The sequence below is a fragment of the Oceaniradius stylonematis genome, from assembly GCF_003149475.2.
GTDB lineage: Bacteria > Pseudomonadota > Alphaproteobacteria > Rhizobiales > Rhizobiaceae > Roseitalea > Roseitalea stylonematis.
In genome coordinates, this window is record NZ_QFWV02000001.1 from 246,867 (window position 1) to 262,836 (window position 15,970).

A 15,970-nucleotide genomic window follows, 5' to 3' on the forward strand; every position below is an offset into this window, starting at 1 on the left:
ACCGCGCCATCGTCCCCTTCCCCGCCGGCACGGTACGCCGCCGGGTTTCCGCGAAGGGGATGGCGGGGAGTGTAAGGGCGGTTTGGGGGAAGGGGGGTAAGTCTGTGATGGGAATCCATCCACCGTCATCCCTGTGCTTGTCACAGGGATCCATTCCGGCTGGTCCGCCGGTTTGCCCAGAAACAAACGCGTGACTGACCGTCACGATCAAACCGGCCGCGCGCGCGCCTCGCGCCTCATCGTCAACGCCGACTCTCTTGGCGATAGAATCCGGTGTGTTCCGAGCGCTCGATCGTCAAGGCCGCAGGAATGGATCCCGGGGTCAAGCCCAGGGATGACGCAGGCAGGGGCGGCAAGACGGTTTGGGCAGCCCTACCCATCCACCTTCAGCACCTGGATGAACGCTTCCTGGGGAATCTCGACGCGGCCGAACTGGCGCATCTTCTTCTTCCCCTCCTTCTGCTTTTCCAGCAGCTTGCGTTTCCGCGTCACGTCGCCGCCATAGCATTTCGCGGTCACGTCCTTGCGCATCGCCGAGATGGTTTCGCGGGCGATCACCTTGCCGCCGATCGCCGCCTGGATGGGGATCTTGAACATGTGGCGCGGGATCAGGTCCTTGAGCTTTTCGCACATGACGCGGCCGCGCTTTTCGGCCGCCGAGCGGTGCACCAGCATGGACAGCGCGTCGACCGGCTCCTCGTTGACGAGGATGGACATGCGCACCAGATCGCCCTCGCGATAGCCGTCGATCTGGTAGTCGAACGAAGCATAACCCTTGGAGATCGATTTGAGCCGGTCGTAGAAATCGAACACGACTTCGTTCAACGGCAGCTCATAGGTGACCATGGCGCGGCTGCCGACATAGGCAAGGTCGGTCTGGATGCCGCGCCGCTCCTGACAGAGCTGCAATATGGCGCCCAGATAATCGTCCGGCGTCATGATGGTCGCCTTGATCCACGGCTCCTCGATGGTCGCGATCTTGACCACGTCGGGCATGTCGGCGGGGTTGTGCAGTTCGGTGACCGTGCCGTCGGTCAGCGTCATGCGGTAGACGACCGACGGCGCGGTGGCGATCAGGTCGAGATCGAATTCGCGCGCCAGCCGCTCCTGGATGATCTCGAGATGCAGAAGGCCCAAAAAGCCGCAGCGGAATCCGAAACCGAGCGCGGCACTGGTCTCCATCTCGTAGGAAAAGCTCGCATCGTTGAGGCGCAGCTTGCCGATGGCGGCGCGCAGATCCTCGAAATCGGCGGCATCGACCGGAAACAGGCCGCAGAAGACGACCGGCTGGGCCGGCTTGAAGCCGGGCAGCGCCACGGCGGTGGGGCGCTTGTCCTCGGTGATGGTGTCGCCGACGCGGGTGTCGGCCACTTCCTTGATGGATGCCGTGAAGACGCCGATCTCGCCGGGGCCGAGCTCGGGCACGGTGACGAGCTTGGGCGTCAGCACGCCGACGCGGTCGACCTGATACCTGGCGTCCGTGCCGATCATGCGGATCGTCTGGCCGCGTTTCATCCGGCCGTCGATGATGCGCACGAGGACGACGACGCCGAGATAGGCGTCGTACCATGAGTCGACCAGAAGCGCCTTGAGCGGCTCGGCGCCCTCGCCTTCGGGCGGCGCGGGCAGGCGGGTGACGATCGCTTCGAGCACTTGGTCGATGCCCTGGCCGGTCTTGGCGGAAATCTCGACGGCGTCGGACGCATCGAGCCCGATCACCTCCTCGACCTGCGCCTTGACACGGTCGATGTCGGCGGCGGGCAGGTCGACCTTGTTGAGGACGGTGACGATCTCATGGTCGTTGTCGATCGCCTGATAGACGTTGGCGAGCGTCTGCGCCTCGACGCCCTGTGAGGCGTCGACCACCAGAAGCGAGCCCTCGCAGGCGGCGAGCGACCGCGAGACCTCGTAGGCGAAATCCACATGGCCGGGCGTGTCGATCAGGTTGAGCACATAGTGCTCGCCGTCCGCCGCGTCATATTCGAGCCGGACGGTGTTGGCCTTGATGGTGATGCCGCGCTCGCGCTCGATGTCCATCGCATCGAGCACCTGGTCCTTCATCTCGCGCTCTTCCAGCGAGCCGGTCATCTGGATCAGCCGGTCGGCGAGCGTCGATTTGCCATGGTCGATATGGGCGACGATGGAGAAATTGCGGATGTGGGAACGCGGGGTCTTGGTCATGGCGCTGATATAGGGGCGAACGCCTTGCCGGGAAAGCGGAATCGCGATGCTGGGACGGCGGCGGGGCCGCATGCCCAGGGGCAGCGCACCGCCGGTACGGATCATCGGATCCGTCTCGCCAATTCTTGGCGACTGCCAATAATGGACCCGATCTGCTATGATGTTCCACGTATTTTCTTTTCTTTCGGGAGCCCCCATGAACACCGGCTTTGTAAAACGAAACGAGAAAAGCGGTCCAACCTGGCTCTACTCCAAAAAGAGCAGGGCCCGCGGCGCCCGCGCAAGGGATGTCCGCTGGGGCGATTTCCTCAACATCGAATCGATCGACCAGGATGGATGGGCGAAGATAAAATGGGGCAGCAAACGCTACTTCCTGCCGGTCGAGGACATTGCCACCGAACGTCCGCTGGAGGTCATGTTTCTCGATGTCGGCCAGGGCGACGGCTGCGTCGTCGTTTCGCCGGAAGCGCGCACGGATGCGGGTGCGGCGGACCATGAGCGCGAACGGATCATGGTCATCGACGCCGGCATATCCGACAACATGTTCGGCTTCCTGCGTTGGCGCTTCGGCAAGCTAAAGAGGGCATTCCGGTTCCACGCGGCGATCATCACGCATCCCGATGCCGACCACTATCGTGGCTTCCAGAAGATCTTCTCGCACAAGAACATCGAATTCGACCGCATCTATCACAACGGTCTGATGGAGCGCACCGGCAACGATCTGCTCGGGCCGACCGATGCGAGCGGGCGATATCTGACCGGCATCGTCGCGTCGGACACGGCGGTGCGCACGCTGTATGGCGATCCGGCGGTGCGGGGCCGGAAATGGTATCCAAGGCTTTTGCACACGGCGATGACGAGCGGCCGCGTCGGCCAGATCGAAATGCTGTCGACCGAGCATGGCGAGTCCGAGGCCGGGCGCCAGTGGATCCCCGGCTTTGCGCCGAGCTCCGGGCGGGACGTTGCCATCGAAGTCATCGGTCCGGTGGTCGAGCGCGACGCGGCTGGCAACGACCGTCTGCGCTGGTTCGGCGACGGAATCGGCTCGTCGGCCAAGAACACCGGCAAGACAAAGAACGGGCACTCCGTGCTGCTGCGGCTGACGCTCAGATCGTTCAAGCTGTTCTTCGGGGGCGACCTGAACGCGCCCGCCGAGGACTTTCTGCTGCGGCACTATGGCGGGATCGGAGACGCGCAGGCGCTGGCGGACGCCGTGCCGCAGGCCAGCACCCGGCTGTCGGCGGACGTCATGAAGAGCTGCCATCACGGCTCGAACGACGTCACCGACGAGTTGCTCAAGGCCGTCAACCCGTTTGCCTTCGTGATTTCGTCGGGTGACGAGGAAAGCCATGCCCATCCGCGACCGGACCTTCTGGGGCGGCTGGGCAAGTTCGGCCGGGGCGATGCCCCTCTTCTGCTGTGTACGGAACTGCTGCGATCGACGCGCGAGGAAGGCCGTGCGGCCGACTTCAAGAAGCTCGCTTTGCTGAACAAGAAGATCGAAGCCCCGACGACATCGGACGCCGACAGGAAAAAGTTGCGGCAGGAACGCGCGCGGCTGACGAAATTCATCCAGCAGCGCAATGTCGGCGTCTATGGCGCGATCACGGTGCGGACCGACGGTCACCATATGGAGATCTCCTTCAAACTGGAGTCGCCCCGGGGCAAACAGTCCTGGCAGCGCTACGGGTTCCGCCAGGGCGCCCACGACGAGTGGGTTCCCACGGGCGGCCTGACTTCCCACTGACCGGACCACGGCCGGCGCTGCCGGCGGCAGCACCAGACGCCCTGATCGAAACGGTCAGATAGTGCGCTTTATGCACACGTGCCGCGAGCAGGCTTTCCTACGGGCAAACGCCGCCGACCGAGACGTACTTGCCGTAGACCCAGCCTTGTGCGCTGGGCTGTGCCCAAAGCGGGTTGTTGCAGCGGCCCGACATGCACATGGCCGCATACCAGTTGCCGCGGCGGTCCCACACGGCGATCTCGTCGCCCAGGTAGAATTCGCCGATCTGCTGGTAACCCGATCCCGGCCCGCTGCGCACGGCGAGAAACCCGTTTCCTGCGGCGTGGTTGTACTGGCTGATCGGCCGCACCCCGACGATATGGCCGGTGCAGTCGCCGGCCTGGGCCGGCACGCTTGCGGACAGTCCGCCAAGCGCCAGAACGGTCGCGGCGACAAGGGTGTTCAGGGATCGGTGCGCTTTCATCATCTGTCTCCCGATGCGGTGGCTCGTGTCACGGGCCGGCGCGCCACCGGCTGCCGGCGGCGGCACTGAAGACCCGTGCGGGGGCCTGTGCATTGACGGCGGTCAAGTACGCTTCGGATCGCGCTCAGCGGCGCATGGCGACCGGCTCGGCCGGCGGTGTTGCGGCTTCGGGCGCCGCGTCGCCGGGTTTGGACGGTTCGCGCCACTGAAGACGCTTGTAGTCGAAGCCGAAACGCAGGGTCGGCTTGACGATCTCGAAATAGGGCGAGGAATCGAAGTCGCGCGGCGTGAACAGCGAGTGATGGCGGATATGCATGATCTCGCGGCGCGAATAGTCCGAGACGGCACGGGCGCGCCCCCTGGCCAGCGTGATTTCGGGCAGGATCGGGTAACGGATCTCCTGGAACGCCTGGGCGATCAGCGTCGAACAGATGGCGCGGGTGGGATCGCCCGAACCGAACTGGATCATGCGGCGGCGCCAGCGCACCGGAACCGGCGGCGTCGGCAGGAAATAGCGCAGCATGTCCAGGATGTTCTTGTTGTCGTATTTCAGGCCGATCTTGCCGATCATGAAATCGACGACGACCTGCCGGTCGGACGGCGTCAGGCCGACGGGCCGGCAGATGCGCGTGTTGTAGGTCTCGTATTTCTCCAGCGGCTCGGCGGTGCAGCCCGTGCCCAGATTGACCTCGACCAGGCGCCTGCGGCGGCCCGAGGCGTCGACCTCGTCGATCGCGTCGCCGACATAGAGCGCCGCATGGCTCCAGGTCGACTGGGTCAGATATTTGATCGCCGCCGAAATCTGCCGGTTGCCCTCGACCAGCAGCACGTCGCCCGGCTCCAGCGTGCGGTAAAGCGTGTGCGGATCGGACGGCGTGTAGGGCCTGTAGCCCGATGATTCCGCTTCCAGCCGGCCCGCCAGCCAGTGCCCGATGTTGTCCAATATCGTATCGCGCTGTTCGGTCATCTCATTGCGCCCACACCGCATGCGCCCTGTCGCCGAAACAGCCTATCACCGCTTCGGTGAAACCTTGCTTAAACCCGATGCACATTGGCGTGAGCAAATTTGTGGCGGCGCGTGGCGTTGCGCGGCTTGCCCCCGGAGCGCGAAAGGCTTAGTTTAGAATTATTCCAAATTGGTGATTTCCATGCTCAACAAATTCTTCGTATCCAACCGGCGCGACTTCTCGTCCCTTTCCGAACAGGAAGTGCTTGCGCTTGCGATCTCGTCGGAAGAGGACGATGCGCGCATCTACCTGGCCTATGCGGACGGGTTGCGCGAGGACTATCCGCAATCAGCGAAGATCTTCGAGGACATGGCCGCCGAGGAAGGCGAGCACCGCACCCGGCTGATCGAATTGCACAAGAAGCGCTTCGGCGACACCATTCCGCTGATCCGGCGCGAACATGTGCGCGGCTATTACGACCGCAAGCCGGACTGGCTGGTGCGTCCGCTGGGTCTCGACAAGGTGCGCGGCCAGGCCGCCGAGATGGAGGCGCAGGCGCAGCGCTTTTATCATCGCGCGGCGCAGCAGTGCACGGATGCGGACACGCGGGCGCTGCTCGGCGATCTGGCGCTCGCCGAGAGCGGGCACGAGCAAAAGGCGGTGCAGTTGGAAGCCGAGCATCTGCCAGAGGATGCGCGCCAGGAGGAGGACGATGCCGAGCGCAAGCAGTTCATTCTGACCTATGTGCAGCCCGGTCTCGCCGGGCTGATGGACGGATCGGTATCGACGCTGGCGCCGATCTTCGCCACCGCGTTCGCCACCCAGGACACATGGACGACTTTCCTGGTCGGCCTTGCCGCCTCGGTCGGCGCGGGCATTTCGATGGGCTTCACCGAGGTGGCCTCCGACGACGGCGTGATTTCCGGGCGCGGCTCGCCGATCAAGCGCGGGCTGGCAACCGGCATCATGACGACCGTCGGCGGCCTAGGCCATGCGCTGCCCTATCTGATCCCGCATTTCTGGACCGCGACGATCATCGCCATGGTCATCGTCGTCATCGAACTGTGGGCGATCACCTGGACGCAGAACCGCTTCATGGAAACGCCGTGGGGACGGGCGATCTTCCAGGTGGTGCTGGGCGGCGCGCTGGTCTTCGCCGCCGGCATGCTGATCGGCAATGCTTAGCCGCCGCGCGGGCAGCGGCGCCCGGAGGTTAATGCGGCATTAACCAAGATGAACGATAGTGGTTGCATTGCGGGTTCGGGTGGTTCGGAGGGCGTCGAATCGGGTGATCCGTTCACGCCGAATTCATCTGTAGCGGGCTAGTCTTGGACCCATCGCACACGGCAGGGGCGCCGTCAGAAAGGGGACAAGACCAATGCGTGCCATCGAAGTCCAAATCCGGTCCATCCGCGAGTTCATCTGGCCGAGCTACCAGCCCGAGCGCCACTATATGCGCGGCCCCGGCCCGGCCTGCGCGCGGCGCGGCGGCGTCAACCTGATCGACGCCGGCTGATCACGGACCGAAGAACGGAAACGATCGCCGCACCTCGCGGCTGCCAGGGATCAGCGCGCGGAGACGGTCGGCGCGGCGGGTTCGACCGATCCGACGACCATCCGGTCGGGCATCTCGATCGACACCCAGTGCCCGGCATGACGCTCGGACTGGCGCTTGAGATAGGTGTACTCGGTGTCGCTCCAGAGCCGGACCTCGGACCTGAGATTGTCGAGGACGAAGTCGCCGCGGTCGGTGCGCACCGTCAGCACCGCGTGCCCCTCACCATCGGGCTTGCGCACGACGGTGATCAGAAGGCCCGAGGGCGGCAATCCCTGGCCGATCAGCATCTGCCGCTTGAGCAGCACATAGTCCTCGCAATCGCCGGCCGCGTCGGGAAAGGTCCACACCTCCTCGCGGCCGTAAATGTCCATGTCGCTGCGCGGTTCGATCACCATGTTGACCGCCGAATTGACGTTGAGGATCTGCGCCCAGATCTCGCGCGTGATGGTGATCGGCTTGTAGGAACCGCGCTTCTGGCGGCATTCTTCGGTGTAAAGGCGGCAGAACTCGTAATGGCCGATCGGCTGGGAGGTCAGTCCGCCGGTCTTCATCGCGCCGGCATCGGCCGGTCCGGCCAACGCCGCCAAGCCCGCGGAAACCGCGGCAATCCACCCGAAACGCATACGCACGCGCCCCACTCCCTGTCCCGTTCGCCGGCGGGGTCTCACCGGTTAACAAACAGTTAATCACGCGGGCCGGCGACCGGCAACGGGCATAGGTTCACGGGTCGGTGACATGGTTAACGGTTGGGGGCGATGGACGGTCAGGGTGCCCAAAGGGCGGGGTCGTTCCAGGGCTCGGGCACCGAAAGCATGCCGCGCGGCGGCCTGGCGGCGGCGGCAAGGGCGAGCGACTGCCATGCGTCCCGCCATGAGACAGGCAGTTCGAACGGCGTTGCGACGCCGGTCTCGGGGGCAAAGCCGAAGCGGGCGTAATAGGCGGGATCGCCCAGGACGAAGACATGGGTGATGCCGGCCTGTCTCAGCCTTTCGCGGCCATCGCGGACGAGCGCGCTGCCGATCCCCTGCCCCTGCCGTGCGGATGCGACGCCGAGCGGACCGAGGAGCGCAAGGCGCGCATCGGCATCGCTGAGGCCGCAATCGGTGAAGATGACATGTCCGACGAGCGCGCCGTCCTCCACCGCCACCAGCGACAGGACGCCGGACGGCATGTCCAGCAGCTTGCGAACCACCGGCAGCAGATCCTCGTCCGGAAAGGCATCGGGATAGAGCGCCTCGATGCCGTTGCGGTCGTCGGGCGCGCCCGGACGGATCGCGACGGATGCGGTCATGAACAGTCAGACGAAACGCGATCAGGCGACGGCCCTGATCTTGCCGCGGCGTTTGACATTGGACTGGGCGCGCATGAAGTTCAGCATGCGCGGGGCGACCTCGGTGCGGAAGCGCGAGCCGTTGAAGACGCCGTAATGGCCGACGCGCGGCTGCTCGTAATGAACCTTCATGTTTTCCGGCAGGCCGGTGCACAACGCATGTGCGGCCCTGGTCTGGCCGCGTCCGGTGATGTCGTCATTCTCGCCTTCGACGGTGAACAGCGCCACGCGGCTGATGGCGCCCGGATCGACGGGCTCGCCGCGATGGGTCATCGTGCCCTTGGGCAGTGCATGCTCGATGAAGACGGTCTCGACGGTCTGGAGATAGAATTCCGCCGTCAGGTCCATGACGGCGAGATACTCGTCGTAGAACTCGCGGTGCTTTTCGGCCGAATCGCCATCGTCGCGCACCAGATGCATGAAGAAGTCCTTCTGCGCGATCATGTGCCGGTCCATGTTCATCGACATGAAGCCGGTCAGCTGCAGAAAGCCCGGATAGACGGGCCGGCCGAATCCCGGATTGGGAAACGGCACATGCATGATGACATTGTCGCGGAACCAGTCGAGGTCCTTTTCCTCGGCCAGCTGGTTGACGGCGGTAGGATTGCAGCGCGTGTCGATCGGACCGCCCATCAGCGTCATCGAGGTCGGCGAATTGGGGCTGCCATGCTGCTCCATCACCGAGACCGCCGACAGCACCGGAACCGATGGCTGGCAAACGCCGACAATGTGCGTGTCGGGGCCAAGATGGTTCAGCATCTCGATCAGATAGTCGATATAGTCGTCCAGATCGAAATGGCCCTCGGACATGGGCACGTGGCGCGCATCGACCCAGTCGGTGATGTAGACCTCGGCTTCCGGCAGGAAGCGTTCGACCGTGCCGCGCAGCAGCGTCGCATAGTGCCCCGACATGGGCGCGACCAGCAGAACGCGCGGGTCGGACGGGCGCGGCTTGGCGAGATCGCGCTGGAAATGCACCAGATTGCAGAACGGCTTGGACCAGACGGTGTTTTCCACCACCGGCACCTGCTTGGCGTCGATCACGGTCTCGTCGAGATCGAAGGCCGGCTTGCCGTAGCGGCGCGTGGTGCGCTCGAAAACCTCGGCCCAGGCGGCGACGGTGCGGCCGTAGCGCGTGCGGGAAACCGGGTTGAGCGGGTTCTGGTAGAACAGCCGGGTCGCGTCGGCGGCGGCGCGCCATGGCTGCATCACGGCATGATTCAGTTCATACAAATGATAGAACACCTGTCGTCCTCTCCTCATGGGCCGTGCGGCGGCTTCTCATAGGGTCTTTATGCAGGCCGCTTCTTGTGCATGGCAACATTAAATCGATTGCACGCTAGCACTGGCTTCGCGGTTGCGAAATCGTGCTAACGTCTAGGTAGTGCCCAATCCCCTGCATTTCACGCACCATCGGGCCATTAGGCGGCGCATGTGTTAATGCGGCGTTAACTTCGGTTAACGAAAGGTGGCGGCGGGCCGCCGGCGCGGGCGCCATCAGGCGTCGTGGCCCTCGACGACGATGACTTCGCCCTCGGAAATCTCCTGCCGGATGGCCCGCGCCCCGGCGTAGGTGTCCGAATTGTAGCAGGCGAGCGCCGCCTCATAGGTGGGGAATTCGATGACGACGTTGCGTTGCCGGCTGGCGCCTTCGGACGCCCCAATCGCGCCGCCGCGCACCAGGAATTTCGCGCCATGCTCCTGATAGGCGGGCGTGGCCGCCGACACATAGTCCTTGTAGCGTTCGGGGTCGTGCACGGTGATCCGCGCGACCCAATATCCCTTCGGCATGGTTTGTCTCCCCTGATGACGCCACGGTTGCGCAACGGCCAGCAAATTCGGTCAGGCGGCCAAAAGCAAGCCCGCTCTGGGTCTGTTCAGACCACCTAGCCTTCCGCGGCCGCGGCCATCTCGTCGAGGATCGCGGCGGCCGCCCCGGCGGGGTCGGGCGCGGCGATGATCGGCCGGGCCACGACCAGGTGGGTCGCGCCGGCGGCCATCGCTTGGGCCGGTGTGACGACGCGCTTCTGGTCGCCTGCCGCGCTGCCGGCGGGCCGGATGCCGGGCGTGACGATCGCCATGCCCGGTCCGACCACATCGCGCACCGGCTCCGCCTCGGCCGCCGAACAGACGATGCCGCCCATGCCCGCGTCGCGCGCCTGGCGCGCCCGCTTCAGGACGAGACCGGCGGCATTGTCATGATAGCCGGCATCGGACAGGTCGTGATCGTCCATCGAGGTCAGGACGGTAACGGCGAGCAGCGTCAGATGGCTGCCCTGCGCCGCTTCGGCGGCGGCGGCCATCGCCTTGGGGTAGGCATGGACGGTCAGCATGTCGACGCCCATCGCCGCCACGCTCTGGACGCCCTGCGCGACCGTGTTGTCGATGTCGAGCAGCTTCATGTCGAGGAACACGGACTTGCCCGCCGCCTTCAGGCGGCGTGCCAGATCGAGCCCGCCCGCAAAGACGAGCCGGTAGCCGATCTTGTAGAAGGAGACGGTGTCCCCTAGCGTGTCGACCATGGCCTCGGCATCGGCAACGGCCGGCAGATCGAGCCCGACGATCAGGCGATCACGCACCGCCGCGATCATGACCGTGCCCTGCCCTCGGTCAGGTTTTCCAGAAGCGACCGGCAGGTGTTTTGCAGCATTTTGAGCTGGCGCTCGTCGGCCGGCAGCCCGTCCTCGCCAAAGGCGGTTGCGGCGCGGCTGATACCGGCCTGTTCGGTGACGATCTGCGCGCCGACATTCATCAGCACCGAGCGGAGGTGATAAAGCCCGCGAATGCCGCCGAGCGCACCGTTGGATGCGGCGCCCAGCGCCACGGTCAGGCCCGCATAGGCCTTGATGTCCTTCGGCGCGAGACTGACCCAGTCGATCGCGTTCTTCAAAAGGGGCGGGATCGAGGAATTGTATTCGGGCGAGGCGATGAACAGTCCGTCATGGGCCGCAAACAGGCGTGCCAGCCGGACGGCGTTTTCCGGCACGCCCTTTTCGCTCTTCAGATCCTCATCAACCAGCGGCAACGGATAATCGCCCAGCGAGATCATCGTCGTCTCGGCGCCCATCTCGGCCAGCACCTTGTTGGCGGCCTGGGCGAGCGACACGTTGAACGAGCCGGATCGCACCGATCCGGCAAGCAGGAGGACTTTGGCGGGCATGGCGATCCTTCGAGGCGGTGAAAGACGGTGGGACGGTGCAGTGCAATAGACCGCAATCGGGGCCGGCGATCAATCCGGGCGCGAATAAAGCCAAACACTGGCCGGCGGCAGGTTCCTGACGACCCTGGCGCTGCGGTGCATGCGCACGCGCGGATCGCTCGGCTGCAGCGGCGCCTTGGCCGAATAGGTGATCTGCACCATCGGGCGGCCGGGCGGCACGCGTCCGATCGCGCTCATCAGCAGCGCATCGCTGCGCTCCGGGCCAAAGCTGAGCAGGGGAATGCCGGAAATCACGCAATCGAACAGCGACACGCCCGTAGCGGCGAGCGTCGTGTCGAGATCGAAGGCATCGCCGTGGATGACATTGACGCCCGGAAAGGCCTTCTCCAGATGCCGGCACAAGTCGGCCGATTGCTCGATCGCGTAAAGATCGCCAGGGGCGACGCCACGATCCAGTATCGCGCGCGTGACGGGTCCGGTGCCCGGACCGAGCTCGAGGACCGGAAGGCCGGATCGGCAATCGATGGGGCGGGCCATTTCGACCGCGGTCTGGCGCGATGTCGGCGTCACCGACGAAACCCGGCGCGGCGACCGGAACATGGCGGCGAGAAATTTCAGCCGGTCAGACAGTTCGCTGCGCTTGCGCCGGGACCGATCGGCGGCGTCGACGTCATCGTCGCCATCGCGGCGGGATGCGAAGTGGGGATCAGTCTCCAAGGTCGAAAAAGTCCTTCATGCGGGTGAAGAAGCCGCTCGACTGGGGGCTGTTCTCCTTGGCCGAAATGTCCTCGAACTCGGTGAGCAGTTCGCGCTGGCGCTTTGACAGGTTCTGCGGCGTCTCGACGGCGATCTGGATGTAGAGATCGCCCATCTGGGCCTGCCGCATCACCGGCATGCCCTTGCCCTTCAACCGGAACTGGCGGCCCGACTGGGTGCCCTCGGGCACCTTCACGCGGGTTTGCGAGCCATCGAGCGTGCCCACTTCAAACTGGCCGCCGAGCGCAGCCGTGGTCATCGAAATGGGCACCTTGCAGTAAAGGTCGGCACCGTCGCGCTGGAAGAATTCGTGCGGCCGCACCGAGATGAAGATGTAGAGGTCGCCGGCAGGGCCGCCGCGGAAGCCGGCTTCGCCTTCGCCGGCGAGGCGAATGCGCGTGCCGTCCTCGATGCCGGCGGGAATGTTGACCGAAAGCGAGCGTTCCTGGGTGACGCGCCCGTGGCCCGAGCAGGTCTCGCACGGATCGGTGATGATTTCGCCGCGGCCATTGCAGGCCGGACATGTGCGCTCGACGGAAAAGAACCCTTGCGCGGCGCGGACCCGGCCGGCGCCGTTGCAGGTCGTGCACGTCGCCGGACTGGTGCCCGGCTTGGCGCCCGATCCCGAACAGGTCTCGCAGGTGGCCGAAGTCGGCACGCGGATCTGCGCGGTCTTGCCGGCAAAGGCCTCCTCCAGCGTGATTTCGAGATTGTAGCGCAGATCGGCGCCGCGCTCGCGGCCGCCCGGACCGCGCCGGGCGCGCCCGCCGCCCATCATCTCCCCGAAAATGTCCTCGAATATGTCGGCAAAGCCGCCGGCGCCGGCACCGCCGAAGCCGCCTGCGCCGCCCATTCCGCCGTTTTCGAACGCGGCATGGCCGAACCGGTCATAGGCGGCGCGCTTCTGCGGGTCCTTGAGCGTCTCGTAGGCTTCGTTGGCTTCCTTGAATTTTACCTCGGCTGCGCTGTCGCCGGGATTGCGGTCGGGATGATATTTCATCGCCAGCTTCCGGTAGGCGCTTTTGAGCGCCTTTTCGTCGGCATCGCGCGATACGCCCAATGTCTCGTAGAAATCGGCCTTCATCTTGGTCCAGTTCACATCTGCGCGCGGCTGTGCAGGCGTCCGCATGGCGGACGCGCCCTCTCGTGCACAGCAGATAGTCGGTGCCGCGGGAAAATTCCAGCCGTTGCCGCAATTCCGTTTCAGGCGCGGGCCGGCTGCACTGCTTTCCGCTGCCTGTCGCCCAGCGCCATGATCGCGCGGGCGGCCGGCGTTTCGAAAAAGCGCAGCGACAGGGCGGCCACGACGAAGGTGGCGACGACCGGGACGGCTGCGAACAGGTAGAACAAAGTCGTCTCGGGAGCGCCGAACGCCAGCTTCCACACGCCCGAGAAGAACAGCGTCTCCATGACCGGATGCCACATGTAGATGCCGTAGGAGAGAATGGTGACCGGCGCGAGCCCCGTCAGGAGGGAGCTGGCGCTGTCCGGCTGGCGCTCGACCAGCGCAACGCAGACGATGGCGCAGCCGATCAGCGCCAGCGCCACATAGGTGCCCATGCCGGCGAACATGGTGACGATAGACAGGCCGAGAAACATCCAGCCGGCCGGACGCGAACCCAACCGGGCCGGGAGGCGTCCGACGATGCGGAACAGGATCGCGCCGAAGGTGAAATCGGCGAAGATGCGCCCGGCGCCCCAGCTTTTGGCATCATACCAGGTCTGGGAATAGTCGGTGGCGTCGCGGCTTGCCCATTCGAGCCCGGCGAGCGTGAGGGCGAGCACGGCGACCAGACCGGCAAGGCCCATGCGCAGACCCGCAAATGCCAGCACCGGCAGCATCAGATAGGCGAACCATTCGCCCGACAGCGACCAGGACACATAGTTGAAGGTCAGCGTGTCGTGCACGCCCCATGCCTGCAGCAGGAACAGGTTGGTCAAAAGCTGGCTCATGTCGTAGCGGCTGTCGATGCCGCCCGCCTCGATCAGCCCGGCATGGGCGGCCATGCCGACGGCGGCGAAGAAGCCCAGCGTTGCCAGATGCAGCGGGTAGAGCCGCGAAAGGCGCCGCAGGACGAAGCGGCCGTAGGCGCCGCGAGTCAAAACACGATCATGATAGCGCTCATAGATCAGGAAGCCGGACAGGACGAAGAACATGTCGAGCAGCGGGTTCATGTGCTCGAACCAGGTGGTCAGCGCATCGTCATGGGGCGCCGAGAACGAGAAGTGATAGCCCATCACCAGCATGGCGGCCAAAAGCCGCCATACCGCGAATGTGCCGTAGTCGGGATATCGTCGCGCCGCACTTGCCGTCATCGGCCGTCCTGTAGCGCAAACGGACGCCGAAATCGCCGGGAACCGCGCGCTACGGTTAACCGGGCGCGGCCCGTTTTCCGTCACGAAGCAACGGCATAGGCGATGGCGCGGCGCAGATCGTCCAGACCCAGCGCCTTGTCGGACGACGTCGCGATCACGCCCGGGAACGCGGCCGGCCGGCGCCGGATGCGCTGTTCGGTCTCGGCGGTCAGACGGGCGACCGCGGGCGGCTTGATCTTGTCGATCTTGGTCAGCACGAGCTGGTAGGAAATGGCGGCCCGGTCGAACAGGTCGAACACCTCTTCATCGTTTGTCTTGATGCCGTGACGCGCGTCGATCAGCACGAAGACGCGCTTGAGCGTGGTCCGCCCGCGCAGATAGTCGAACACCAGATCGGTCCAGCGGTCGACGGTTTCCTTCGGCGCCTTGGCGTAGCCGTAGCCGGGCATGTCGACGATGGCGAGCGGCGGCAGATCGTCGAGCGTGCCGGAAAAACCCTCAGGGACGAAAAAGTTCAGCTCCTGCGTGCGGCCGGGCGTGTTGGAGGTGCGCGCGAGCCCGTTCTTGCCGGTCAGCGCGTTGATCAGAGAAGATTTGCCCACATTGGACCGTCCGGCGAAGGCGATCTCGGGCGGGCCTTCGGGCGGCAAATGCTCCATGGCGGGCACGCCGCGCACGAACGTCCATGCGCCCCTCGCCTTGAGCGCCGCCCAGACGGGCGAGGACGTGTCGATGGTGAGGTCGGCCGCGTCGGTCATGGCCGCTTATCCTCGATCGCTTCGAGCGCGGCAAGATCGTTGCCGCGAATGGCGTCCAGATGCGCGGTGATCGTCTCGGCCGGCCAGTTCCACCAGGCGATGTCCAACAGCCGCGCGATGGTCCGGTCGTCGAACCGCATCCTGACGATGCGCGCCGGATTGCCGGCCACGACCGCATAGGCGGGCACGTGGGAGGCGACGACCGAGCGCGCCGCGACGATGGCGCCGTCGCCGATGGTGACGCCGGGCATGACGAGCGCCCCATTGCCGATCCAGACATCGTTGCCGACGATCGTGTCGCCGCGGCTCGCATCGACCCACGTCTGCGGGTCGAAACCCTCCTCCCAGCCATTGCCGAATATGTTGAACGGATAGGTGGAAAAGCCGTCCATGGCGTGGTTGCCGCCGTTCATGAAGAAGGTCGTGCCAGCAGCCAGCGCGCAGAAGCGGCCGATCACCAGCCGGTCGCCCAGAAATTCGTAATGATGGACGACGTTGCGCTCCTCGAAGCGCTCGGCGCCGCTCGCATCGTCATAGTAGGTATAGTCGCCCACTTCGATGTTTGGGCGGGTGATGAAATTGTTGAGAAAGACCGCATGCGCGTACCCGGCAAGCGGATAGGCGGTGGTCGGATGAGGCCCGTGCATGGCTGAGCTCCGAAAGTGAGTGGTCGGGATGGTGTCGTCGATCCATCCGTTGCAAACGGCGGATCGGTGCTCAGCTGGTCATCGGACCCTTCTCCCCTTGCGGTTCG

Annotated in this window: 17 protein-coding genes; 3 read left to right on the top strand and 14 right to left on the bottom strand. The window is 65.1% G+C overall.

Going from position 1 to position 15,970, the window contains the following annotated elements; all coding sequences use genetic code 11:
- Positions 1–372: 372 nt before the first annotated feature.
- A complete protein-coding gene (gene lepA, locus DEM25_RS01190) occupies positions 373–2,181 on the bottom strand; it encodes a translation elongation factor 4 (RefSeq protein WP_109766848.1) in 1,809 nt (602 codons plus the stop codon).
- A 196-nt stretch (positions 2,182–2,377) separates the two neighbouring features.
- On the opposite strand from lepA, the gene DEM25_RS01195 reads away from it, so the two are divergent.
- A complete protein-coding gene (locus DEM25_RS01195) occupies positions 2,378–3,928 on the top strand; it encodes a ComEC/Rec2 family competence protein (RefSeq protein WP_109766726.1) in 1,551 nt (516 codons plus the stop codon).
- A 97-nt stretch (positions 3,929–4,025) separates the two neighbouring features.
- Here the strand turns inward: DEM25_RS01195 and DEM25_RS01200 are convergent, their stop codons facing one another.
- Both DEM25_RS01200 and DEM25_RS01205 read right to left on the bottom strand, forming a co-directional pair.
- Positions 4,026–4,391, bottom strand: a complete 366-nt coding sequence (locus tag DEM25_RS01200) for an SH3 domain-containing protein (protein WP_158585132.1) — start codon at positions 4,389–4,391, stop codon at positions 4,026–4,028.
- Between the two features lie 124 nt (positions 4,392–4,515).
- Positions 4,516–5,358 carry a C40 family peptidase gene (locus DEM25_RS01205; protein WP_109766724.1) on the bottom strand — a complete coding sequence of 281 codons (843 nt, stop codon included), beginning with the start codon at positions 5,356–5,358 and terminating at the stop codon, positions 4,516–4,518.
- Between the two features lie 181 nt (positions 5,359–5,539).
- Here DEM25_RS01205 and mbfA point away from each other — a divergent pair, with 181 nt between their 5' ends.
- Both mbfA and DEM25_RS17855 read left to right on the top strand, forming a co-directional pair.
- On the top strand, positions 5,540–6,523 hold the full coding sequence (mbfA, locus tag DEM25_RS01210) for an iron exporter MbfA (protein WP_109766847.1): 984 nt from the start codon (positions 5,540–5,542) through the stop codon (positions 6,521–6,523).
- A gap of 193 nt (positions 6,524–6,716) precedes the next feature.
- On the top strand, positions 6,717–6,854 hold the full coding sequence (locus tag DEM25_RS17855) for a hypothetical protein (RefSeq protein WP_196780233.1): 138 nt from the start codon (positions 6,717–6,719) through the stop codon (positions 6,852–6,854).
- A 50-nt stretch (positions 6,855–6,904) separates the two neighbouring features.
- Here the strand turns inward: DEM25_RS17855 and DEM25_RS01215 are convergent, their stop codons facing one another.
- The 11 genes from DEM25_RS01215 to DEM25_RS01265 all read right to left on the bottom strand — a co-directional run bounded on the left by DEM25_RS01215 (position 6,905) and on the right by DEM25_RS01265 (position 15,863).
- Positions 6,905–7,519, bottom strand: a complete 615-nt coding sequence (locus DEM25_RS01215; RefSeq protein WP_109766723.1) for a transglutaminase-like cysteine peptidase — start codon at positions 7,517–7,519, stop codon at positions 6,905–6,907.
- 140 nt (positions 7,520–7,659) lie between these two features.
- On the bottom strand, positions 7,660–8,187 hold the full coding sequence (locus DEM25_RS01220) for a GNAT family N-acetyltransferase (protein ID WP_109766722.1): 528 nt from the start codon (positions 8,185–8,187) through the stop codon (positions 7,660–7,662).
- A 21-nt stretch (positions 8,188–8,208) separates the two neighbouring features.
- Positions 8,209–9,471, bottom strand: coding sequence for a polyhydroxyalkanoate depolymerase (locus DEM25_RS01225; RefSeq protein ID WP_109766721.1), 1,263 nt, complete (start codon positions 9,469–9,471; stop codon positions 8,209–8,211).
- 252 nt (positions 9,472–9,723) lie between these two features.
- Positions 9,724–10,017, bottom strand: a complete 294-nt coding sequence (locus DEM25_RS01230; protein WP_109766720.1) for a DUF1330 domain-containing protein — start codon at positions 10,015–10,017, stop codon at positions 9,724–9,726.
- Positions 10,018–10,112: 95 nt separating this feature from the next.
- On the bottom strand, positions 10,113–10,817 hold the full coding sequence (gene pyrF / locus DEM25_RS01235; protein ID WP_109766719.1) for an orotidine-5'-phosphate decarboxylase: 705 nt from the start codon (positions 10,815–10,817) through the stop codon (positions 10,113–10,115).
- Positions 10,814–11,386, bottom strand: a complete 573-nt coding sequence (locus tag DEM25_RS01240; protein WP_109766718.1) for an NADPH-dependent FMN reductase — start codon at positions 11,384–11,386, stop codon at positions 10,814–10,816. Before DEM25_RS01240 ends, pyrF begins: the two co-directional genes overlap by 4 nt.
- Before the next feature lie 69 nt (positions 11,387–11,455).
- Positions 11,456–12,103: a class I SAM-dependent methyltransferase gene (locus tag DEM25_RS01245; protein ID WP_375566717.1), complete on the bottom strand. Its 648-nt coding sequence runs from the start codon at positions 12,101–12,103 to the stop codon at positions 11,456–11,458.
- Complete coding sequence (dnaJ, locus tag DEM25_RS01250; RefSeq protein ID WP_109766845.1) at positions 12,093–13,226, bottom strand: molecular chaperone DnaJ; 1,134 nt, start codon at positions 13,224–13,226, stop codon at positions 12,093–12,095. The genes DEM25_RS01245 and dnaJ overlap by 11 nt, the downstream gene beginning before the upstream one ends.
- A 119-nt stretch (positions 13,227–13,345) precedes the next feature.
- Complete coding sequence (locus DEM25_RS01255) at positions 13,346–14,458, bottom strand: acyltransferase family protein (RefSeq protein WP_109766717.1); 1,113 nt, start codon at positions 14,456–14,458, stop codon at positions 13,346–13,348.
- Between the two features lie 80 nt (positions 14,459–14,538).
- Positions 14,539–15,216 carry a ribosome biogenesis GTP-binding protein YihA/YsxC gene (gene yihA, locus DEM25_RS01260; protein ID WP_109766716.1) on the bottom strand — a complete coding sequence of 226 codons (678 nt, stop codon included), beginning with the start codon at positions 15,214–15,216 and terminating at the stop codon, positions 14,539–14,541.
- Entirely contained in the window at positions 15,213–15,863 is a 651-nt protein-coding gene (locus DEM25_RS01265) for a CatB-related O-acetyltransferase (RefSeq protein WP_109766715.1), read from the bottom strand. Before DEM25_RS01265 ends, yihA begins: the two co-directional genes overlap by 4 nt.
- Positions 15,864–15,970: the final 107 nt, after the last annotated feature.

What these genes read in the sequence shown, in the direction of transcription:
- yihA (WP_109766716.1), bottom strand. Translation starts at nt 15,216, where the DNA reads ATGACCGACGCGGCCGACCTCACCATCGACACGTCCTCGCCCGTCTGG.
- lepA (WP_109766848.1), bottom strand. Translation starts at nt 2,181, where the DNA reads ATGACCAAGACCCCGCGTTCCCACATCCGCAATTTCTCCATCGTCGCC.
- dnaJ (WP_109766845.1), bottom strand. Translation starts at nt 13,226, where the DNA reads ATGAAGGCCGATTTCTACGAGACATTGGGCGTATCGCGCGATGCCGAC.
- DEM25_RS01200 (WP_158585132.1), bottom strand. Translation starts at nt 4,391, where the DNA reads ATGAAAGCGCACCGATCCCTGAACACCCTTGTCGCCGCGACCGTTCTG.
- DEM25_RS01230 (WP_109766720.1), bottom strand. Translation starts at nt 10,017, where the DNA reads ATGCCGAAGGGATATTGGGTCGCGCGGATCACCGTGCACGACCCCGAA.
- DEM25_RS01265 (WP_109766715.1), bottom strand. Translation starts at nt 15,863, where the DNA reads ATGCACGGGCCTCATCCGACCACCGCCTATCCGCTTGCCGGGTACGCG.
- DEM25_RS01215 (WP_109766723.1), bottom strand. Translation starts at nt 7,519, where the DNA reads ATGCGTTTCGGGTGGATTGCCGCGGTTTCCGCGGGCTTGGCGGCGTTG.
- DEM25_RS01255 (WP_109766717.1), bottom strand. Translation starts at nt 14,458, where the DNA reads ATGACGGCAAGTGCGGCGCGACGATATCCCGACTACGGCACATTCGCG.
- DEM25_RS01205 (WP_109766724.1), bottom strand. Translation starts at nt 5,358, where the DNA reads ATGACCGAACAGCGCGATACGATATTGGACAACATCGGGCACTGGCTG.
- mbfA (WP_109766847.1), top strand. Translation starts at nt 5,540, where the DNA reads ATGCTCAACAAATTCTTCGTATCCAACCGGCGCGACTTCTCGTCCCTT.
- DEM25_RS17855 (WP_196780233.1), top strand. Translation starts at nt 6,717, where the DNA reads ATGCGTGCCATCGAAGTCCAAATCCGGTCCATCCGCGAGTTCATCTGG.
- DEM25_RS01220 (WP_109766722.1), bottom strand. Translation starts at nt 8,187, where the DNA reads ATGACCGCATCCGTCGCGATCCGTCCGGGCGCGCCCGACGACCGCAAC.
- pyrF (WP_109766719.1), bottom strand. Translation starts at nt 10,817, where the DNA reads ATGATCGCGGCGGTGCGTGATCGCCTGATCGTCGGGCTCGATCTGCCG.
- DEM25_RS01195 (WP_109766726.1), top strand. Translation starts at nt 2,378, where the DNA reads ATGAACACCGGCTTTGTAAAACGAAACGAGAAAAGCGGTCCAACCTGG.
- DEM25_RS01240 (WP_109766718.1), bottom strand. Translation starts at nt 11,386, where the DNA reads ATGCCCGCCAAAGTCCTCCTGCTTGCCGGATCGGTGCGATCCGGCTCG.